At 71.0% G+C, this 18,677-nt stretch carries 12 protein-coding genes; 9 read left to right on the forward strand and 3 right to left on the reverse strand.

The window, feature by feature from the left end:
• Positions 1 to 16: 16 nt before the first annotated feature.
• The gene (gene xsc, locus ACWGKJ_RS11490) at positions 17 to 1,825 is read right to left on the reverse strand and encodes a sulfoacetaldehyde acetyltransferase (protein WP_385025453.1); all 1,809 of its coding nucleotides are present in this window, start codon (positions 1,823 to 1,825) and stop codon (positions 17 to 19) included.
• A gap of 169 nt (positions 1,826 to 1,994) precedes the next feature.
• Here xsc and ACWGKJ_RS11495 point away from each other — a divergent pair, with 169 nt between their 5' ends.
• From ACWGKJ_RS11495 to ACWGKJ_RS11505, 3 genes are read left to right on the forward strand one after another with little or no spacing between them, the layout of a single operon-like run.
• Positions 1,995 to 2,810: an IclR family transcriptional regulator gene (locus ACWGKJ_RS11495; RefSeq protein WP_385025450.1), complete on the forward strand. Its 816-nt coding sequence runs from the start codon at positions 1,995 to 1,997 to the stop codon at positions 2,808 to 2,810.
• 17 nt (positions 2,811 to 2,827) lie between these two features.
• Positions 2,828 to 3,886 (forward strand): AAA family ATPase, encoded by a 1,059-nt coding sequence (locus tag ACWGKJ_RS11500; RefSeq protein WP_385025447.1) that lies wholly within the window; start codon positions 2,828 to 2,830, stop codon positions 3,884 to 3,886.
• A gap of 1 nt (position 3,887) precedes the next feature.
• A complete protein-coding gene (locus ACWGKJ_RS11505) occupies positions 3,888 to 5,612 on the forward strand; it encodes a cobaltochelatase CobT-related protein (protein WP_385025444.1) in 1,725 nt (574 codons plus the stop codon).
• A 54-nt stretch (positions 5,613 to 5,666) separates the two neighbouring features.
• Here ACWGKJ_RS11505 and pdxR read toward each other — a convergent pair whose 3' ends face one another.
• The gene (gene pdxR / locus ACWGKJ_RS11510) at positions 5,667 to 7,130 is read right to left on the reverse strand and encodes a MocR-like pyridoxine biosynthesis transcription factor PdxR (protein ID WP_385025441.1); all 1,464 of its coding nucleotides are present in this window, start codon (positions 7,128 to 7,130) and stop codon (positions 5,667 to 5,669) included.
• Between the two features lie 391 nt (positions 7,131 to 7,521).
• Between pdxR and ald the strand changes: the two genes are divergently transcribed.
• The 6 genes from ald (at position 7,522) to ACWGKJ_RS11540 (ending at position 15,653) form a co-directional block, all read left to right on the forward strand.
• Positions 7,522 to 8,637, forward strand: a complete 1,116-nt coding sequence (ald, locus tag ACWGKJ_RS11515; protein WP_385025438.1) for an alanine dehydrogenase — start codon at positions 7,522 to 7,524, stop codon at positions 8,635 to 8,637.
• Positions 8,638 to 8,759: 122 nt separating this feature from the next.
• Positions 8,760 to 10,130, forward strand: coding sequence for an aspartate aminotransferase family protein (locus ACWGKJ_RS11520; protein ID WP_453315715.1), 1,371 nt, complete (start codon positions 8,760 to 8,762; stop codon positions 10,128 to 10,130).
• A 477-nt stretch (positions 10,131 to 10,607) separates the two neighbouring features.
• Positions 10,608 to 12,074 (forward strand): amino acid permease, encoded by a 1,467-nt coding sequence (locus tag ACWGKJ_RS11525; RefSeq protein ID WP_385026164.1) that lies wholly within the window; start codon positions 10,608 to 10,610, stop codon positions 12,072 to 12,074.
• Between the two features lie 167 nt (positions 12,075 to 12,241).
• Positions 12,242 to 13,948: an amidohydrolase gene (locus tag ACWGKJ_RS11530; RefSeq protein ID WP_385026161.1), complete on the forward strand. Its 1,707-nt coding sequence runs from the start codon at positions 12,242 to 12,244 to the stop codon at positions 13,946 to 13,948.
• Positions 13,945 to 14,187 carry a DUF3311 domain-containing protein gene (locus tag ACWGKJ_RS11535; RefSeq protein ID WP_385026158.1) on the forward strand — a complete coding sequence of 81 codons (243 nt, stop codon included), beginning with the start codon at positions 13,945 to 13,947 and terminating at the stop codon, positions 14,185 to 14,187. The genes ACWGKJ_RS11530 and ACWGKJ_RS11535 overlap by 4 nt, the downstream gene beginning before the upstream one ends.
• Complete coding sequence (locus tag ACWGKJ_RS11540) at positions 14,184 to 15,653, forward strand: sodium:solute symporter family protein (RefSeq protein WP_385026155.1); 1,470 nt, start codon at positions 14,184 to 14,186, stop codon at positions 15,651 to 15,653. The genes ACWGKJ_RS11535 and ACWGKJ_RS11540 overlap by 4 nt, the downstream gene beginning before the upstream one ends.
• On the opposite strand, the gene ACWGKJ_RS11545 is transcribed toward ACWGKJ_RS11540, so the two are convergent.
• Positions 15,598 to 18,504: an FAD-binding and (Fe-S)-binding domain-containing protein gene (locus tag ACWGKJ_RS11545; RefSeq protein ID WP_453315716.1), complete on the reverse strand. Its 2,907-nt coding sequence runs from the start codon at positions 18,502 to 18,504 to the stop codon at positions 15,598 to 15,600. The two genes, ACWGKJ_RS11540 and ACWGKJ_RS11545, sit on opposite strands and share 56 nt — an antisense overlap.
• Positions 18,505 to 18,677: the final 173 nt, after the last annotated feature.

Below are 18,677 nucleotides of genomic sequence, written 5' to 3' on the forward strand. Positions count from 1 at the left end.
GGGCGGTCCGGGTCGCTCAGACGTAGTCCTGGTACTTCTCCAGGTAGCGCACCGGCTTGGACAGCGCGTCGCGGCGGAACGGGTCGCCCAGCTCACGGGTGCACATGATCTCGATGACGGTGGTCCTGCCCTCGTTCATCTGGGCGTCGACGGCCTTCTGCAGGGCCGGGCCGACGTCGGAGAGCTTCTCCACGACGATGCCGTCCGCGCCCATGGCCCGGGCGATGCCGGCGAAGCTCTCGCTCTCCAGCTCCCCGGCGACGAAGCGCCGGTTGTAGAAGTCGACCTGGTTCTTCTTCTCCGCGCCCCACTGGCGGTTGTGGAAGACGACGGCGGTGACGGGGATGTCGTGCCGTACGGCGGTCATGATCTCGCCCATGCTCATGCCCCAGGCTCCGTCGCCCGCGTAGGAGACGGCCGGGCGGTCCATGGCCGCGGCCTTGGCCCCGATGATGGTCGGCAGGGCGTAGCCGCAGTTGCCGAAGCTCATCGGTGCGAAGAAGGAGCGGGGCTCCTCGAAGCGGAGGTAGCTGTTGGCGACGGAGTTGATGTTACCGATGTCGGTGGAGACCATGACGCGCGGCGGCATGGCGCGCTCCAGCTCCCGCAGCACCTCGCGGGGGTGCAGCCAGTCGCCCTCCTCTTCCTCCTGCTCGGCGATCATGTCGAGGCTGAAGGGGTCCTTCTCGTGCGTCCAGGCGCTGAGTTCCTCTTCCCAGGCGTCCTGCTCGGCCTTCATGACGGCGGCACGCTGCTCGCGGGTGGCGTCGCAGTCCAGGGTGCGGCCGGCGAGCCGTTCGGTGAGGGCGGCCGCGGCGTCCCTGGCGTCGCCGCAGATGCCGACGGTGATCTTCTTGACCAGGCCGAGCATCTTGTGGTCGGCGTCGATCTGGATGATCTTCGCGTTCTTCGGCCAGTAGTCCATGCCGTGCTGGGGCAGGGTGCCGAACGGGCCGAGGCGGGAGCCCAGCGCGACCACCACATCGGCCTTCGCGATCAGTTTCATCGCGGCCTTGGAGCCCTGGTAGCCCAGCGGTCCGCACCACTGCGGGTGGCTCGCCGGGAACGAGTCGTTGTGCAGATAGCTGTTGACCACCGGGGCGCCGAGCCGCTCCGCGAGCGCCTTGCAGGCGTCGACTCCGTCGGCCATCACGACGCCGCCGCCGGAGATGATGACCGGGAACTCGGCGGTGGCGAGCAGTTCGGCCGCCTCGTTGAGGCTCTTCTCGCCGCCCGCGCCGCGGTCGAGCCGGTTCGGCTTCGGGATCTCGGCGGTGATGTCGCCGTAGAAGTAGTCGCGCGGGATGTTCAGCTGGGTCGGGCCGATCTCCGACATGGCCCGGTCGAAGGCGCGGCCGGTGAACTCGGCCATCCGGTTCGGGTTGTTCACATGGGCCTGGTACTTGGTGAACTCCTGGAACATCGGCAGCTGGTTGGCCTCCTGGAAGCCGCCCAGGCCCATGCCCATGGTGCCGGTCTCCGGGGTCACCATGACGACGGGACTGTGGGCCCAGTACGCGGCGGCGATGGCGGTGACGCAGTTGCTGATACCGGGCCCGTTCTGGCCGATGACGACCCCGTGCCGGCCGCTGACCCGCGCGTATCCGTCGGCCATGTGGGCGGCGCCCTGCTCGTGGACGACGGGCACCAGACGGATGCCGGCCGGCGCGAAGATGTCCATGGCGTCCATGAACGCCGAGCCCATGATGCCGAAGATATCGGTGACGTCATTGGCCACCAGCGTCTCGACGAAGGCCTCCGACGGGGTCATCCGCTGCGGGCCTGCCGCGACGGTACGGCTGGGGTCCGCGGGGTTCTCGCTCATGGTTCCACTCCTTCAGCACACCGGATCTCATAAAGAATCGGTACGTGGCGTTCCTGAAATCAGGATCTGAGTGGACCATAGGAGCCCTCCCCCACTCCGTCAACGGTGAGTTCCGAAAATCGATACCTGTTACGCTAGTTTCCGGAATCTGGATCGACCTGGAGCTACCGTGGACCTGTCACGCGCATCCGACCCCGCCGCGCTGAACGGCGATACGCCGACCATGCGGCTCTTCGCACTGCTCGAACTGATCGCTTCCAAGGACCAGTTGGTCTCGCTCCAGGGCCTGGTCGAGGAGACCGGCATGCCCAAACCGACCCTGCACCGCATGCTGCAGCAGCTGGAGAGCGCGGGCCTGCTCGTCCGCCAGAGCGACGGCAGGCACTACGGCACCGGATCGAGGCTGCGGCGGCTCGCCGAGAACCTGCTCCTCAACGCCACCCACCACGGCGCACGCCATGCGGTGCTGCGCCATCTGGTGGGCGAGCTGGGCGAGAGCTGCAACATCACCACGCTCTCGGGCAACGAGGTCGTCTATCTCGACCGGGTCGAGACCCCCGAGCCGCTGCGCTTCTATCTGACCGCAGGTTCCCGGGTGCCCGCCCACTGCTCGGCCAGCGGCAAGATGATCCTCTCCCAGATGCTCCCCGCGCAGCGGCGCAAGCTGCTCGCCCACGCACCGCTCAAGCGGTGCACCCCCAACACAGTGACCGATCTCGACACTCTGGAGGAGGAGTTCCGGCGCGTACGCCGCGACGGGTTCTCGCTGGACGACGAGGAGTTCCTGCCCGGCCTGGTGTGTGTGGCGGTCCTCGTGCCGACCACGGGCGCCCGTTCCAACATGTGCGTCGCCGTACAGGCCCCCGCCGTACGGCTCACCGCCGACAAGGCCCTGCAGGTCCTGCCCGCGCTCCAGCGCGCCGCAGCGGCGATCAGCCGCATCGAGGCGGAGGGAACCCCGGACGGCGGCGCCGACTCCCCCTGACGAAGGGAAACTTCCCCATGACGACCTGTACCGCGACCGCGGGACGCACCGACGGCGCGGCGGAGTACGAGTCCGCCCTCCCGGAGTCCGGACCGGACGTCAGGCTGGCCGTGAAGGACGTGTTCGGCATCGAATCGGCCCTCACCGTCCCCGCGTTCGCCGAACCCTCCGAGCATGTGCCCGAGACCGACCCCGCCTACCGGTTCAATCCCGATGTGACCCTGGCGCTGCTGGCAGGTTTCACCCACAACCGGCGGGTGCTGGTCCAGGGGCTGCACGGCACCGGCAAGTCCACCCATGTCGAGCAGGTGGCCGCCCGGCTCAACTGGCCCTGTGTACGTGTCAATCTGGACGGCCATCTCAGCCGGCTCGACCTCGTCGGCAAGGACGCGGTGGTGCTGCGCGAAGGCCGCCAGGTGACCGCCTTCCAGGAAGGGATCGTCCCCTGGGCACTGCGCAGGCCGGTCGCCCTGATCCTCGACGAGTACGACGCCGGGCGCCCGGACGTCATGTTCGTCATCCAGCGTCTGCTGGAGCGCGAGGGCAGGTTCACCCTGCTCGACCAGAACACGGTGCTCCGCCCGCACCCGCAGTTCCGGCTCTTCGCCACAGCGAACACCGTGGGACTCGGCAATCTCAACGGGCTCTACCACGGGGCACAGCGTCTCAACCACGCCCAGCTGGACCGCTGGAACATCGTGGCCGCCCTCGACTACCTGCCCGCCGAAGAGGAGGCCGCGATCGTACGGGCCCGGGTCCCTGCCTTCGCCGACGAGGCGGGGCGCGAGCTGGTGACCGCGATGGTGGCGGTCGCCGCGCTGACCCGCGAGGGGTTCCGCGCGGGCGATCTGTCGACGCTGATGTCACCCCGTACGGTCATCACCTGGGCGGAGAACACCGAGATCTTCGGCGACTGCGCCGCCGCCTTCCGGCTGTCCTTCCTCAACCGCTGCGACGAGGACGAACGCCCGGTCGTGGGCGAGTACTTCCAGCGCTGCTTCGGCCGGGAAGCCGGGGAGCCCGGCCGGGTGTCCGGTCACGGCGGACTGGCCGGCGAGCCGGTCCGGGGCGCCTGACATGGACGGCACCACCCGGGCCGCGGTCCGTCGTCAGCAGCAGGTCCAGGAGCTCTGCGGGGCGGCCGTCCGCGCGCTCAGCGGCATCCCGGAGCTGCACTTCCGGGGCGGGCGCCCCTATCGCGGGCGGCAGGCGCTCCCGGTCTTCGCACCCCACCTCCACCCCTCCGCGCAGGACGACTTCGGCTCCTTCCGGGGCGCCGCGGACGGCCTGGCGCTGCGGCTGGCCCACTCCGACCAGGAGCTGCACCGGCGGCTGCGCCCGGACGGACGGACGGCCCGGCTGGTCTTCGGGATGCTGGAGCAGTTCCGGACCGAATCGCTGGCGCCCGCGCATCTGCCCGGGGTGGCGGAGAACCTCCAGCACCGCCACGAGCAGTGGTCGCTCGCCTTCCACCACTCGGGGCTGACCGAGACGGCGAGCGGTCTCCTCCTCCACACGGTCGCGCAGATGTGCCGGGCCAGGATCACCGGGCGCCCGGTCGTCGAGGAGACCGAGGACGCCATCGAGACCACGCGCGGCGCCCTGGCCCCGTTGATCGGCCATGAGCTGGCCGGGCTGCGCAGGGACCGCGGTGACCAGGCCCGGTTCGCCGTGCACGCGCTGGCGATCGCGCACACCGTGGCGGGGATGACCGACTCCGCCGCTGCGGCCGCCCGCCGGGGCCGTAAGGAGCGCGACGCCGATGTACGGCCCGCTCCCGCGCGCAACGGGTTCACCCTGCTGACGGAGTTCGACGACGACGGCCCGGCGGGCAGCGCCACCGCGCTCCACGGGACGGACACCGGCGACGGGGACAGCTACCGCGTCTTCACCACCGCCTACGACCGGCAGCGGCGGGCGGGCACGCTGGTGCGACCCGCGGCCCTCACCGGATACCGCGAACGGCTCGACCGCCGGATCGCCGCGCAGGGCGTCAACCTGTCCCGTATCACCAGGGAGTTGACCGCCCGGCTCGCCTCACCCGCACCCCGGGGCTGGGACGGCGGCCAGGAGGAGGGGTACATCGACGGGCGGATGCTGGCCCGGCTGATCGGCTCCCCCACCGAGCGGCGGGTGTTCAGGGCCGAGCGGACCGAACCGGCGACGGATGCGAGAGTGACGTTCCTGATCGACTGCTCGGGCTCCATGAAGGAGCACGGTGAAGCGCTCGCGCTGCTGGTCGATGTCTTCGCGCGGGCGCTGGACCGGGCCGGGGCCGAGTGCGAGATCCTGGGCTTCACCACCGGGGCCTGGAACGGCGGCCGGGCCCGGCGCGACTGGCTGCGGGCGGGCCGGCCGGCCCGCCCGGGGCGGCTCAACGAGCAGTGCCATCTGGTCTTCAAGGACGCCGGGACCCCGTGGCGCACCGCCCGCCGGGACATCGCCGCGCTGCTCAGACCGGAGCTCTTCCGTGAGGGCGTCGACGGTGAGGCGGTGGCGTGGGCCGCCCGCCGCGCGCAGGGCACGGCGGCCGACCGCGGGCCCGGGAGCCGGCGGCTGCTGTTCGTGCTGTCGGACGGCGGCCCCATGGACACCGCGACCCAGCTCGCCAACGGCCCCCGCTTCCTCGACCGGCACCTCACCGATGTGGTGGCGCGGTACGAGCAGTCCGGCGCGGTCGAGATCCACGGGGTGGGACTGGGACTCGATCTGAGCCCGTACTACCGACGTTCAATGGTCCTGGACCTCTCACGGGGCCCGGACAACGCGGTGTTCCGGGAGATCCTCGGCCTGATCGGCTGAGAAGCTGACGGGCTGAGCGGCTGGGCGGGCCGGGTCCGTGAACCGGACCTGGCCCTATCCCGCCGCCAGCATCTTCCCCACCAGCCCGCCCAGAATGCTGATGCCCGGATCGATCGCGCGCACCTGCGGGGCCGCGAAGCCGATCCGGAAGTGGTTCAGCGGAGGCTGCCCCGAGAGGAAGTAGATGTCGCCGCGTTCGATGAGCACCCCGCGCCGCTGTGCCAGCTCCACCAGTCTGCGGCAGTCGAGTTCGGCGGGCCCGGTCATCCACAGGCTCACGCCGCCCGGCGACGGCGTGGTGTGCCAGGGCAGATGGGTGTTGACGGCTGCGGTGACCGCCTCCCACTTGCGCATCAGCTGCCCCCGGTAGCGGCGTACGGCCCGGTGGTACTCGCCGGACTGGATGAGCAGCGCGAGGGCGCGCTGGATGTGCCCGGAGGGATGACGTACGGAGTAGCGCCGCAAGTCGCGCAGCTCTCTGATGAGTTCACGGGACGCCACCACGTATCCCATACGCAGTCCCGGCGCCAGGAACTTCGAGAACGTGCCCAGATAGACGACCTGTCCCGTGCTGTCGAGACCCTTCAGCGCCGGTGTCGGACTGCCCTGGTAGCGGAACTCGCTGTCGTAGTCGTCCTCCACGATGACCGTGCCGCTCTCCCGTACCAGTGAGAGCAGTTCCCTGCGCCGCCCGATGCTCAGCGTGACGTTGGTCGGATGGTGGTGGGACGGTGTCACATGGAGCAGGTCCACCCCGGCCAGGCCGGCCGGCGGGACCACCCCGGCGGAGGTGACCGGCAGCGGGAGCAGCCGGGCGCCGGCCCGTACGAAGATGTGGCGGGCGTCCAGATAGCCGGGGTCCTCCACCGCCACGGTGGAGCCGGTGCCCAGCAGGGCCCGGCTCAGCAGGTCGAGACCCTGCTGGGAGCCCACGGTGACCAGGACCTCGTCCGGGGTGGCCTCAACGCCGCGTGCGGGCAGCAGTTGGCGGCAGAGCATGTCGACCAGGAGCGGATCGTCCGCCGCGATGCTGTCCTGGAGGCTGTACTGCGCGTGCGGCTGGTAGAGCGCCTCGTTGAGCGCTCTCGACCAGTCGCGGGCGGGGAAGGCCCGCAGATCCACCTGTCCGGCGAGGAAGGGGTACGGATAGTCGGCCCAGTCGGGGAGTTTCTCGATGTGGGGCAGCCGGTCCTCGGGGTGGCCGCGCAGCCGCGCCCCCCAGTCGAAGCGCTCGGCCGGCGGGCGTTCCTCCACCGCGCAGTAGGGGCGCATCTCGCGGTTGACGAAGATCCCCTGCCGTTCGCGGCTCTCCACGAACCCCTCGGCCACCAGCTCCTGGTAGGCCGCGTTCACGGTGTTGCGGGAGAGGCTCAGCTCCCGGGCCAGCTCCCGTGACGAGGGCAGTCTCCGCTCCGCGTCGATGGTGCCGACGGCGATGCCGTGTTCGAGCGCTTTGCGGATCTGCCGGTAGAGCGGCTCCCCCGATGTCCGGTCGATCTCGATCAATGTACGTGGCATATGCGCCTCTCGCGGATGACATGGCCCGCGCGGGCCCACGGGGCCGGGCCCCCGGCGCGGTACTCGGCTGTCCCCATCCGGCAGGCCGCATCCGCGCCGCCCGGGGGTACCAGCTGACCGGGAGCGTAGCCGTACAACGGCCTTTACTCCAGAGGTCGGACCGGGTGAGACGGCGGGATTGCCGGTTCCGGCCTGGACCTGTCGGACCGCGCGGATCTGGTGCTTTCCCCTGGGCCAGCCCGGTCGGCACTCTGGTGGCGTACTCAGCACGGTGTGCCCCGCGGGGCACCCGTCCGCTCTGCGGGTCGGCCGTTTCCGGGCTCAGCCCCGGTACGGCTCCAGCGCGCCGGCACGGACCGGCGGCGCCCCGCACCACCGAGGGGAAATCGTCGTGAAGATCGGGATTCCGCGCGAGGTCAAGAACCACGAGTACCGGGTGGCCATCACTCCCCCCGGCGTCCATGAGCTGGTCAGGGCCGGCCACACCGTGCGGATCGAGAAGGACGCCGGTGCCGGCTCCTCGATCACGGACGCCGACTACGTCCGGGCCGGTGCCACGATCGTGCCTGCCGCCGACGACGTCTGGGCGGAGTCGGGGCTGGTACTGAAGGTGAAGGAGCCCGTGGCGGAGGAGTACCACCGCATGCGCGCCGACCAGACGCTCTTCACCTATCTGCATCTGGCGGCATCGCGGGAGTGCACCGACGCGATGCTGGAGTCCGGGATCACCGGGGTCGCGTACGAGACGGTCCAGGCGGTCGACGGCTCGCTGCCGCTGCTCTTCCCGATGTCCGAGGTGGCCGGACGGCTGGCGCCGCAGGCCGGCGCCCACCACCTCACCCGGGCCGCGGGCGGTCGCGGTGTGCTCATGGGGGGTGTCTCGGGGACGAGGCCCGCCAAGGTCGTCGTGATCGGCGCCGGGGTGTCGGGGATGAACGCGGTGGCGGTGGCCACCGGTATGTGGGCCGATGTGGTGCTGCTCGACAAGAACATCGACAAGCTGCGGGCCGCGGACCGGATGTACGGGGGCCGGATCACCACCGTCGCCTCCAACGCGTACGAGGTCGAGGCCGCGGTGCTGGAGGCCGATCTCGTCATCGGCGCGGTGCTGGTGCCGGGTGCCAGGGCGCCGCGGCTGGTCTCCAACGAGCTCGTCTCGCGTATGAAGCCCGGCTCGGTCCTCGTCGACATCGCCATCGACCAGGGCGGCTGCTTCGAGGACTCGCGTGCGACCACCCACGCCGACCCGGTCTACCGCGTGCACGACTCGGTCTTCTACTGCGTCGCGAACATGCCCGGCGCGGTGCCGAACACCTCCACCTACGCGCTGACCAACGTCACTCTTCCGTACATCCTGAACATCGCGAGGAACGGGCTGGCCGCGGCCGCCGATTCGGACGCCGCCATCGGACGCGGCATCAACATCGTGGGCGGCCAGGTCACTTACCGCCCGGTCGCCGAGGCGCACGGCCTCAAGTACGTCGACGCCGCCCAGGCGCTCGTCTAGGGCGTGTTTCGAAAGTAGCGCCATCCGCAGGCACCGCCCGCACCGGCGGTCACCCGCACACCCGGCCCACACCACCGCACACCATCCGCCCGGCAGCCGCCGGGCCAGAGGGGAGCCCCATCGTGACCACCGAGTCCGCCTTCCGCGCCAGGGCGCAGCGCCATCTCGGCCAGCACTTCACCCGCCAGGACGTCTGGCAGAGCGACGAGCTGCCGGTCTTCGTCCGCGGCGAGGGATGCTATCTGTACGACGAGCAGGGCCGGCGCTTTCTCGACGGCCTCGCCGGCCTGTTCTGCGTGAACATGGGGCACAGCCGGGGGGACATCGTCGCGGCGGCCACCCGGCAGATGGAGACGCTGGCCTACTCGACCAACTGGGGCGCGGCCCACCCGCCGGCCGTGGAAGCCGCCAGTCTGATCGCGGAGCTGGCCCCGGGCGATCTGGACGTCACCTGGTTCGTCAACTCCGGTTCGGAGGCGGTGGAGACGGCGATCAAGTTCGCCCGGCAGTACCACCGCAGTCAGGGCCACACCGAGCGTACGAAGATCATCAGCCGCGATATGTCGTACCACGGTGTCACCCTCGGCGCCCTGTCCGTCACGGGGCTTCCCAAGATCCGCGATCCGTTCCTGCCGCTGCTGCCCGGCGTCCGGCATGTGCCCAACACCCTTGGCCACACCGGCGACTGCGGTCCGGCCGACGAGCTGGAGTGCGTGCGCGCGATCGAGGCCGCCATCCTTGAGGAGGGCCCCGAGACGGTCGCGGCCGTCTTCGCCGAACCGGTGCAGAACGGCCGGGGCGCCCTGGTCCCGCCGGACGGCTACTGGCGCGAACTGCGCAGGATCTGCGACCGGTACGGGGTGCTGCTCGTCGCCGACGAGGTCATCTGCTCCTTCGGGCGGCTGGGCCACTGGTTCGGCAGCGGCTACTTCGGGGTGGTGCCGGACATGATCACCTTCGCCAAGGGCTCCACATCCGGTTACGCACCGCTCGGCGGGATGATCGCCCGTGAGCCGCTGGTCCGCGGCCTCTACGAGGCTCCTGGCGGCGGTACGTTCACCCATGGGGCTACCTGGGGCGGCCACCCGGTGTCCACGGCGGTCGCGGTCGCCAACATCTCCGCGATGCGGGACGAGAAGGTCCTCGACAACGTCACCACGCTCGGACCCGGACTGCGCGCCGGGCTCGACGAGATCAAGCGGCGTCACCCTGTCGTCAAGGACGTGCGGGGCATGGGCTTCTTCTACGCGGTGGAGCTGACCGCCGACCGCGGCACGGGGCGTGAGCTGACCCCGGAGCAGGCGCAGAAGGTGCTGCGCGAGGTCCTCCCGCAGGCGTTCAGGAAGACCGGGGTCATCCTGCGCCCGGACGACCGGGGCGCGACGATGCTGATGATCTCGCCGCCGCTGGTGGCCGACCGGGCGGTCGTGGACGAGCTGCTCGACGCGGTCGACGTGATGATCGAGGACGTCGAGAAGAGCGTCACCGGCTGACCGGGCGCGGCCGCACGCCGGTGCGGGGAGGGGACGGGTCCCCTCCCCGCACCGGCTGCCTAAGGGCTGTCCCGTAATCCCTGGTGGATCAGCGCGCGGCGTCAGATGCGGTGCATCGCAAGGCGGAGGGGCGTCCGCATACTGGATGTATTCGGGCGTTCCGACAACGCGGCGAGGCGCCGTAGCTGTCGTCGTGCGCCCGCCAGGGATTGCGGGACAGCCCTTAGTGCTGCGGCACTAGGTGTGCGCCCGTATACGCTTTCCCTGTCCCGTGGCCGGAATTCCACCCTCCGCGCCGCGGGTGGAATACGTAAGGCGATGGCGGTGAGAGGGGCGCGGGAGCCGGAATTCAGGCCCTGGTACCCGGTCGGCGGCCCGTTCTGGATCTTCCTCATGCATTTACTTTTCGGCCAGCATGCCGGGCACTGCTGATTTCCTGACGGCAGCTCCACGCACTTTCCGAAGTAAGGGGTCCCCGTGGCAGAGAACAACGGGTCCGGCGAGACCGGACGCGAAGAGACCGGAGGGGCCGGGCTCCGGAGCGCACTCAAACAGCGGCATATGACACTGATCGCCCTGGGCGGGGTGATCGGGGCGGGGCTCTTCGTCGGCAGCGGGGTGGTGATCGACGAGACCGGACCTGCCGCGATCATCTCGTTCCTGCTGGCCGGCGGGCTCGTCATCCTCGTCATGCGGATGCTGGGGGAAATGGCGGTGGCCCGCCCCGCGGTCGGCTCTTTCTACGCGTACGCCCGGCTCGCCCTGGGCAATTGGGGCGGCTTCACCATCGGCTGGCTCTACTGGTACTTCTGGGTCAACGTGGTCGCTCTCGAAGCGGTGGCGGGCGCCAGCCAGATCCATGCCTGGCTGCCCGGAATCCCGCTGTGGGTCGTCAGCCTCTGTCTGATGGTGCTGCTCACCGGGGTCAATATGTTCTCGGTGCGCTCGTTCGGTGAGTTCGAGTACTGGTTCTCCTCGATCAAGGTCGCCGCCATCACCGTCTTTCTCGTCGTCGGCCTGGTCTTCGTCCTCGGCCTGTGGCCCGGCGCCCATGCCGACGTCGGCAACCTCACCCAGCACCACGGATTCGCACCACACGGCGTCGGCGCCGTCCTCACCGCCGTGATTCCCGCGGTGGGCTTCTTCACCGGCGCCGAGATCGCCGCGCTGGCCGCCGCCGAGTCCAAGGACCCGCAGCAGAGCGTGGCCAGGGCGACCCGCTCCGTGGTGCTGCGGGTGCTGCTGTTCTATGTGGGCTCGATCTTCCTCGTCATCGCGATCGTGCCGTGGAACGATCCCTCGGTGGCCCAGGGCCCGTATGTGGCGACGCTCCAGCACATCGGGATCTCCGGCGCGGGCAACCTCATGCGGGTGCTGATCCTGGTCGCGGTGCTCTCCTCGCTCAACGCCGGTCTCTACAGCGCATCGCGGATCGTGTTCGCACTGACCAAGAACAACGACGCGCCGCACGGCCTGACCAAGCTCAGCAAGCGGGGCGTACCCCGGCGCGCGATCCTGCTCGCGACGGTGCTCGGTTATGTGTCGGTGATCATCGCGTATGTCTCGCCCGGCGCCGTGTTCTCCTTCATCGTCCACTCCTACGGCGCGGTCGCCCTCTTCGTCTACCTTCTGGTCGCCCTCTCCCAGGTGCGGCTGCGACGCAGGCTGGAGCGCGAGGACCCGGGGTCGCTCACGCTGAAGATGTGGTGCTTCCCGTATCTGAGCTGGTTCACGATCGCCGCGATGGCCGCCGTGATCGTCGCGATGGCGGTCCTGCCCTCCACCCGCTCCGACTTCGCCGCCAGTGTGCTGACCCTCGCGGTGGTGCTGGGCGCGTACGGGATCCGGGCGTACCGCACCCGGCGGCAGCCGCGTACGGCCGACGAGCCCGTCGTGACCGGCCCGGAACCGGCGCCGAGCCCGGTGCTGGACTCCCGGAAGTGACCGCGAACTGGTCCTGCCGCGATCACCGCTGAGCGGGGAGCATGGCGAGAATTCAGCGGCGTCCGGGCCCGGCGCCGTTGACCTTCTCAGCCCGCTCCGCGCAGCCGGGCCCCCTCCGCCGGCTGCCGCTACGCAGGTGTTGACCTGCTTCAGGTGGTGATCGTTCGATGTCCGACGTCCCCCGTACCGCTGATCCCCTCGCAGCCGCCGACCTCGTGATGCTGGGCGGCACGGTGCGCACCATGGACCGGGGTGGTACGACCCGGACCGCCCTGGCCGCCCGTGACGGGCGGGTGCTGGCAGTGGACTCCGACGCCGCGGTGCTCGGCCTCGTCGGCCCGCGGACCCGGGTGCTCGATCTGCGGGGCCGCTGCGCCGTGCCGGGGTTCATCGAGACGCACAACCATCCGACGTTCTTCGGGCTCACCCTGGCGGCCGACGTGGACGCCGGGAGCCCGCCCAACACAGCCGTCCGCGACATCGTGGACCGGGTCGAGCAGGCCGTGGCCGGTGCGGAGCGCGGCAGTTGGATCCGCGGCTACCGGTACGACGACACCCTGCTCGCGGACGACCGGCACCCCACCCGCGACGATCTGGACCCGGTGTCCCCGCACCATCCGGTCTGCCTCCAGCACATTTCCGGTCACTTCTGCGTGCTGAACTCTGCGGCGCTGCGGCTGCTGGGGATCGACCGCGGGTCCCCGGACCCGGTCGGCGGGGCGATCGGCCGTGACGAGGGCGGCGAGCCGACCGGGGTCCTCGCCGAGACCGCCGCGTTCGCCGCCTACGCGGCCATGCCCAAGCCCGGCTCGGCGGATCTCGCGGGGGCGCTCGGGCTGGCCGGGGACGCCTATCTGGCCGCCGGGGTCACCACCGTCCACGACACCGGGCTCGGGCTGGTGGGCGGGGCCGGTGAGCTGGACGCCTACCGGGTCGCGCACGCATCGGGGCGGTTGCGCAACCGGATCCGGGCCTATCTCGTACAGGACCTGTTCCCCGGTCTCGGCGAGGGCGCGCTCAGCCCGGTCGAGGCGGGCATCGCGGGGCTCGGCGACGATCTGTTCCGGGTGGCCGGGGTCAAGCTGTTCGCGGACGGATCCCTGCAGGGACTGACCGGATGTGTCTCGGAGGGGTACGCCTGCGCGCCGGACCAGAACGGCCTGCTGATCCATCCGCAGGACGATCTGAGCCGCCGCGTCGCGACCCTGCACGAGGCCGGCTGGCAGGTCGCCGTGCACGGCAACGGGGACGCCGCGATCCAGGCAATCCTCAACGCGTACGCGAAGCTCGGCCTCGGCCCCGGGGAAGCCGACAGGCGGCACCGGATCGAGCACTGCCAGATGGTGAGCGAGGAGCAGCTGGACACGATGGCCGCGGCCGGGGTGCTCGCCTCGTTCTTCATCAAGCACGTGTACTACTGGGGCGACCGGCACCGCGACCGCTTCCTCGGTCCGCGGCGGGCCCGGCGCATCAGCCCGCTGGCCTCGGCACGGGCGCACGGCGTCCTGTTCGGCCTGCACTCCGACACACCGGTGGTGCCGGTGCCGCCGCTCGAAGGCATCTGGTGCGCGGTGCGCCGGATGACGCGCGACGGCGAGGAGCTCGGGCCCGAACAGCGCGTGGACGTGGACACCGCGCTGCGCGGCTACACCAGCCAGGCAGCCCACCTCGGCTTCGAGGAACGGAGCAAGGGCAGCCTGGAACCGGGAAAACTCGCCGACATCGCGGTGCTCTCGGCCGACCCGGCGGTGGTCGATCCGGCCCGCATCAACTCGCTCCGGGTGGACGCCACCGTCATCGGCGGTGAGGTGGTCTGGCGCGGCGACACCGATCTCGAAGCCGGCCGCCCGCCGTCGGACGGGGAGACGCGGTGAAGGGGAACCGCTGGAGCCTGGCGGTCGGGCTCGGGCTGCCCGCCGTCGCCGTCCTGGTGGTGATGCCGCTGCTCGCCGACACCTCCGTGTACGTGCTCGGCATCCCGCTGCTGTTCTTCTGGATGTTCCTCTGCTTCCCCCTCACCAGCTTCTGCCTGTGGATCGCCTGGCGGATCGACCGGCCCCGGTACCCGGAGGATCCGCCGCCCGCCGCACACCGGGAGGTGAGCGGGACATGATCGCGGCGGTCTTCTTCGGGGTCCTGGCGCTGTCCGTACTGGTCGCGTTCAGCGCCCGGCGCGGAATGCGGAGGGTGTCCATCGGTGAGTACCTGGTCGGCGGCCGGTCCTTCGCGCCCTGGCTGCTGTACTTCCTGGCGGTCGGTGAGGTCTACAGCATCGGCACCATGATCGGTTTTCCGGCCGGCATCTACGCGGGCGGGGCGAGCTACGGGGTCTGGTTCCTCGGCTACATCCTGCTCGCCTATCCCCTGGGCTACTTTCTCGCGCCGCTGATCTGGCGTGCGGGCGTGCGGTACGACGCGATGACCGTCCCGGACGTGTTCGGGCGGCACTTCCGCAGCCGGAGCCTGGAGCTGGTCACGGCGGGCGCCCTGCTCGTGGCGCTCGTGCCGTGGGGCCAGTACCAGTTCATCGGGATGCAGGTGGTGCTCGGCGCGCTCGGACTGCCCCTCAGCCCGGTGCAGGCCGTCGTGCTGGCCGGGGCCGTCTCCTTCCTGTATCTCGCGGTGTCGGGGGTGCGCTCCCCCGCCTTCGTGTCGATCCTCAAGGATGTCCTGATGATCGTCGGGATCGTGGTGGCCGGGGTCATCGTGACCGTGGCCGCCGGGGGCACCTCGCGGATCTTCGCTTCCGGCCGGGTGCCGCACGCGCAGGTCACCATGGGCGGCTCTCCGATGGTGTTCGCGCTCACCACCATCGTCTTCCAGAGCATCACCTTCTATCTGGGCTTCTCGGCGACGTACATCTTCACCGCCAGGTCGGAGCGGGCGATCAAGTCATCGGTCGTGTGGATGCCGCTCTACATGCTCGTGTACCCCTTCCTCGTCGCCACCGCGTACTTCGCCTTCGCCACTGGCACCAAGGTCGACGACCCCAACACGGTCTTCATGGCCGTCGTGCAGGACCGGCTGCCCGGCTGGCTGGTGGGTGTGGTCGCGGCGGGCGCCGGCCTCTCGGGCATCCTGGTCCTGTCCGTGACCGCCCTGTCCATCGGCGGCATCGTCTCCAGGAATCTGGCGCCGCGCGTACGGCCCGAGGCCCAGCGCCGGTGGACGACGGCCGCGGTGGCGGTTTTCCTGGTCGCCGCGGCGGTCCTCACACTGACGGCTTCGACGCTGATGCTGACCGTGCTGAATCTGACGTACTACCTGCTCGGCCAACTGGTGCCGGGCTGGATCGCGTTGATGTTCTTCCGCCGGGTGCGGGCCTGGGCCGTATCGGCGGGGATCGTGGGCGGGGTCGCCGCCTCCATCGTCCTGTACGCGACCGACCCGGGCCTCGCGGGCATCAACGCGGGCCTGATAGCCGTCCTGCTGAACTGCGCGCTCACCTTCGGCCTGAGCCGGCTGCGCCCGGGTCAGCCGCTCACCCCCGTCGCCGCACTGCCCGGAAAGCCGGACGGGGTGGTCACCGCAGGTGCCGCGCCAGGAGCTGGGCGAGGTGGTCACCCGAGCGGTCGGTGAGGCTGTCGAGCTGGGTACGGCAGCTGAAGCCGTCGGCGAGGATCGTGGCGTCCGGGGCTGCCCGGCCGACCGCGGGCAGCAGCTGCTGCCCGGCCACCGCGACGGAGACGTCGTGGTGGCCCTGTTCGACACCGAAGTTGCCCGCGAGTCCACAGCAGCCGCCGAGCCGTTCGACCGTGGCACCGGCCGTACGCAGCAGTTCGGCGTCGGCCTCCCAGCCCAGCACGGCGTGGTGGTGGCAGTGCGGCTGGGCGACCACGGTGGTGCCGGACAGGTCGGGCGGGGTCCAGCCGGGGGTGCTGCCGAGCAGTTCGGCCAGCGTACGGGTGGCCGCGGCGACCTCGGCCGCGGCCTTCGCGTCCGCGTCGCCCTCCTCGTCCCCGTCCGCACCGTCTCCTCCGAGGAGTTCGGCCGCGTCGGAACGGAGCACAGCGGTGCAGGAGGGTTCGAGGCCGACCACCAGTGCTCCGGCCCTGACGTGCGGCGCGAGCGCCCGTACCGTGGCCCGTATCTGCCTTCGGGCGCCGTCCAGTTGGCCGGTGGAGATCCAGGTCAGACCACAGCAGACAGGCTGTCCGGTGACGGTGACACGGTATCCGGCGTCCTCCAGGACCGCGACGGCCGCGGCCCCCGTGCCGGGAGAGAAGGCATCGGTGAAGGTGTCGACGAAGAGGACCACATCGCCGTGGCGTGCGCTGCGGGCGGCCGGCGCCGAGGGACGCCGGGCGAACCAGCCGCGGAACGTCTCGGGGGCGAACACCGGCAGTTGGCGCCGTGGATCGACCCCGGCGGCGCGGACCAGGAGCGGGTGCAGGGCCCGTGAGCGCATCACCATGTTGGCCAGCGGGGTGAGGCCGGGCAGCTTCCGTACCAGACGCGCCCAGCGGGGAAGCCAGCCGAGGGCGTAGTGGCTGCGGGGGCGCGGCCTGCGGCGGTACTTCTGGTGCAGCGCCTCCGCCTTGTAGGCGGCCATGTCCACCCCGGTCGGGCAGTCCGACGAGCAGCCCTTGCAGGACAGGCAGAGGTCGAGCGCTTCGTGCAGGGCCGGGGAGCGCCAGCCGTCCGGTCCGAGCCGGCCGGAGACGACGTCCTGCAGCACCCTGGCCCGGCCGCGGGTGGAGTCCTTCTCCTCCCGGGTGGCCAGATAGCTGGGGCACATCACCCCGCCGGACGCGGTGGTGTCGGCGCGGCACTTGCCCACCCCGGTACAGCGGTGGACGGCCATCGAGAGATCGCCACGGTCGTGCCGGTGGGCGAGGCCGAGGGTGGGGAGCTCCTTACGGCGCAGCGGCCGTGCGCCGGCGGCGCGCACGGCGTGGTCCACCGGGTCGGGCCGTACGATGACGCCGGGGTTGAGCAGGTCGTCGGGGTCGAAGACGCCCTTGACCCGTTCGAACAGGCCGATGGCCTTCGGGGAGTACATCAGCGGCAGCAGCTCTCCGCGCGCCCGCCCGTCGCCGTGCTCGCCGGACATGGATCCGCCGTGCCTGGCGACCAGTTCACCGGCCTGGAAGAGGAAGTCCCGCAGGACGCGTGTCCCGTCGGCGGCACCGAGCGGGAAGTCGATACGGATATGGACGCACCCGTCGCCGAAGTGCCCGTAGGGCAGCCCGGTCAGCCGGTGCTCGGCCATCAGGGACTCGAACTCCCTGAGGTAGTTGCCCAGTTGCCCGGGCGGGACGGCCGCGTCCTCCCATCCGGCATGGGCCGGGTCGCCCGCAGGGGTACGGGCGGCGAGCCCGGCGCCGTCCTCGCGGATGCGCCACAGCGCGGCGGCGTGCGCGGGGTCGGTCACGGTACGGGAGTCCAGCGCCCCGGCGTCCGCGATCAGCCGGCCCGCCTCGGCGACCAGGGCGGCGGAGCTCTCACCGGCCAGCTCGACCAGCAGCCACCCTTCTCCCCGGGGGAGTTCGGGTACCGATGCGGCTCCCTTGCGGTCGACGACCACGCGGACGATCCGTGCGTCGAGCCCTTCGCAGGCCACCGGCGCGTACGGCAGGATCGCGGGGACGGCGTCCGCCGCTTCGGCCATCGTGGGATAGCCGAGCGCGATCAGGATGCGCTCCGGTTCGTCCCGTACGAGCCGGACCCGGGCCGCGAGGGTCAGCGCCAGGGTGCCCTCGCTGCCGACGAGGGCCCGCGGTATGTCGAAGCCGCGTTCCGGGAGGAGGTGTTCCAGGCTGTAGCCGGAGACCTGCCGGGGGAATCGGCCCAACTCGGTCCGGATGACTTCGAGTTCGCTGCCCACCGTGGCCCGCAGGCCGTCGAGCAGGGGCGATTCGGCCGTGGGGTGCGGTACCGCGCCGAGCCGCAGCCGCTCCCCCGTGCCCGCCAGGACGTCGAGGCCGAGGACGTTGTCGCTGGTACGCCCGTATCCGAGGGCCCGGGAGCCACAGGCGTTGTTGCCGATCATGCCGCCGAGCGTCGCCCGGTTGTGGGTGGAGGGGTCGGGGCCGAAGCGCAGACCGTGCGGTGCGGCGGCCCGCTGCAGAGCGGACTGGATCACCCCTGGTTCGACCAGCGCGGTCCTGGCGTCCGGGTCGATCTCCAGCACCCGGTTCAGATGCCGGGAGGTGTCGATGACCACGCCGGGTCCCACGGCGTTCCCCGCGATGGAGGTGCCCGCGCCCCGCATGGTCAGCGGGATCCGCTCCTCCCGGCAGACCGCGAGGACCGCGGCGATCTCGTCCATGTCGTGCGGGAGTACGACCACGCGGGGCGGCACCCGGTACAGGGAGGCGTCCGACGCGTAGAGCGACCGGGCCAGCGGGGAGTCGTCGGCCTCGGCCACACCGGCGCGGCGGAGTGCGTCGGTGATCTCCGCCGCGGTTCGGGTACGGGACGTGTGCACAGCGCTACCTCACGGTGGGTCAGGGGCGCCCCGCGGGGATCGGGGGCGGGGCGCGACGGGCAGATGTACGGGGCCGAGGGGCCGGCGGGACGACCGTCCGGCCGGGTGGCGGAACGGCCTGCCGGAACGCGGCGGCGCCGTGGAGGACGGCGGACGGTGCGTCCTGCCCGCCC

The sequence above is a fragment of the Streptomyces sp. NPDC054757 genome (genome assembly GCF_053612185.1).

Coding starts and splice junctions, on each gene's coding strand:
- xsc (WP_385025453.1), bottom strand. CDS start 1,825: ATGAGCGAGAACCCCGCGGACCCCAGCCGTACCGTCGCGGCAGGCCCG.
- ACWGKJ_RS11540 (WP_385026155.1), top strand. CDS start 14,184: ATGATCGCGGCGGTCTTCTTCGGGGTCCTGGCGCTGTCCGTACTGGTC.
- pdxR (WP_385025441.1), bottom strand. CDS start 7,130: ATGCCACGTACATTGATCGAGATCGACCGGACATCGGGGGAGCCGCTC.
- ACWGKJ_RS11505 (WP_385025444.1), top strand. CDS start 3,888: ATGGACGGCACCACCCGGGCCGCGGTCCGTCGTCAGCAGCAGGTCCAG.
- ACWGKJ_RS11500 (WP_385025447.1), top strand. CDS start 2,828: ATGACGACCTGTACCGCGACCGCGGGACGCACCGACGGCGCGGCGGAG.
- ACWGKJ_RS11530 (WP_385026161.1), top strand. CDS start 12,242: ATGTCCGACGTCCCCCGTACCGCTGATCCCCTCGCAGCCGCCGACCTC.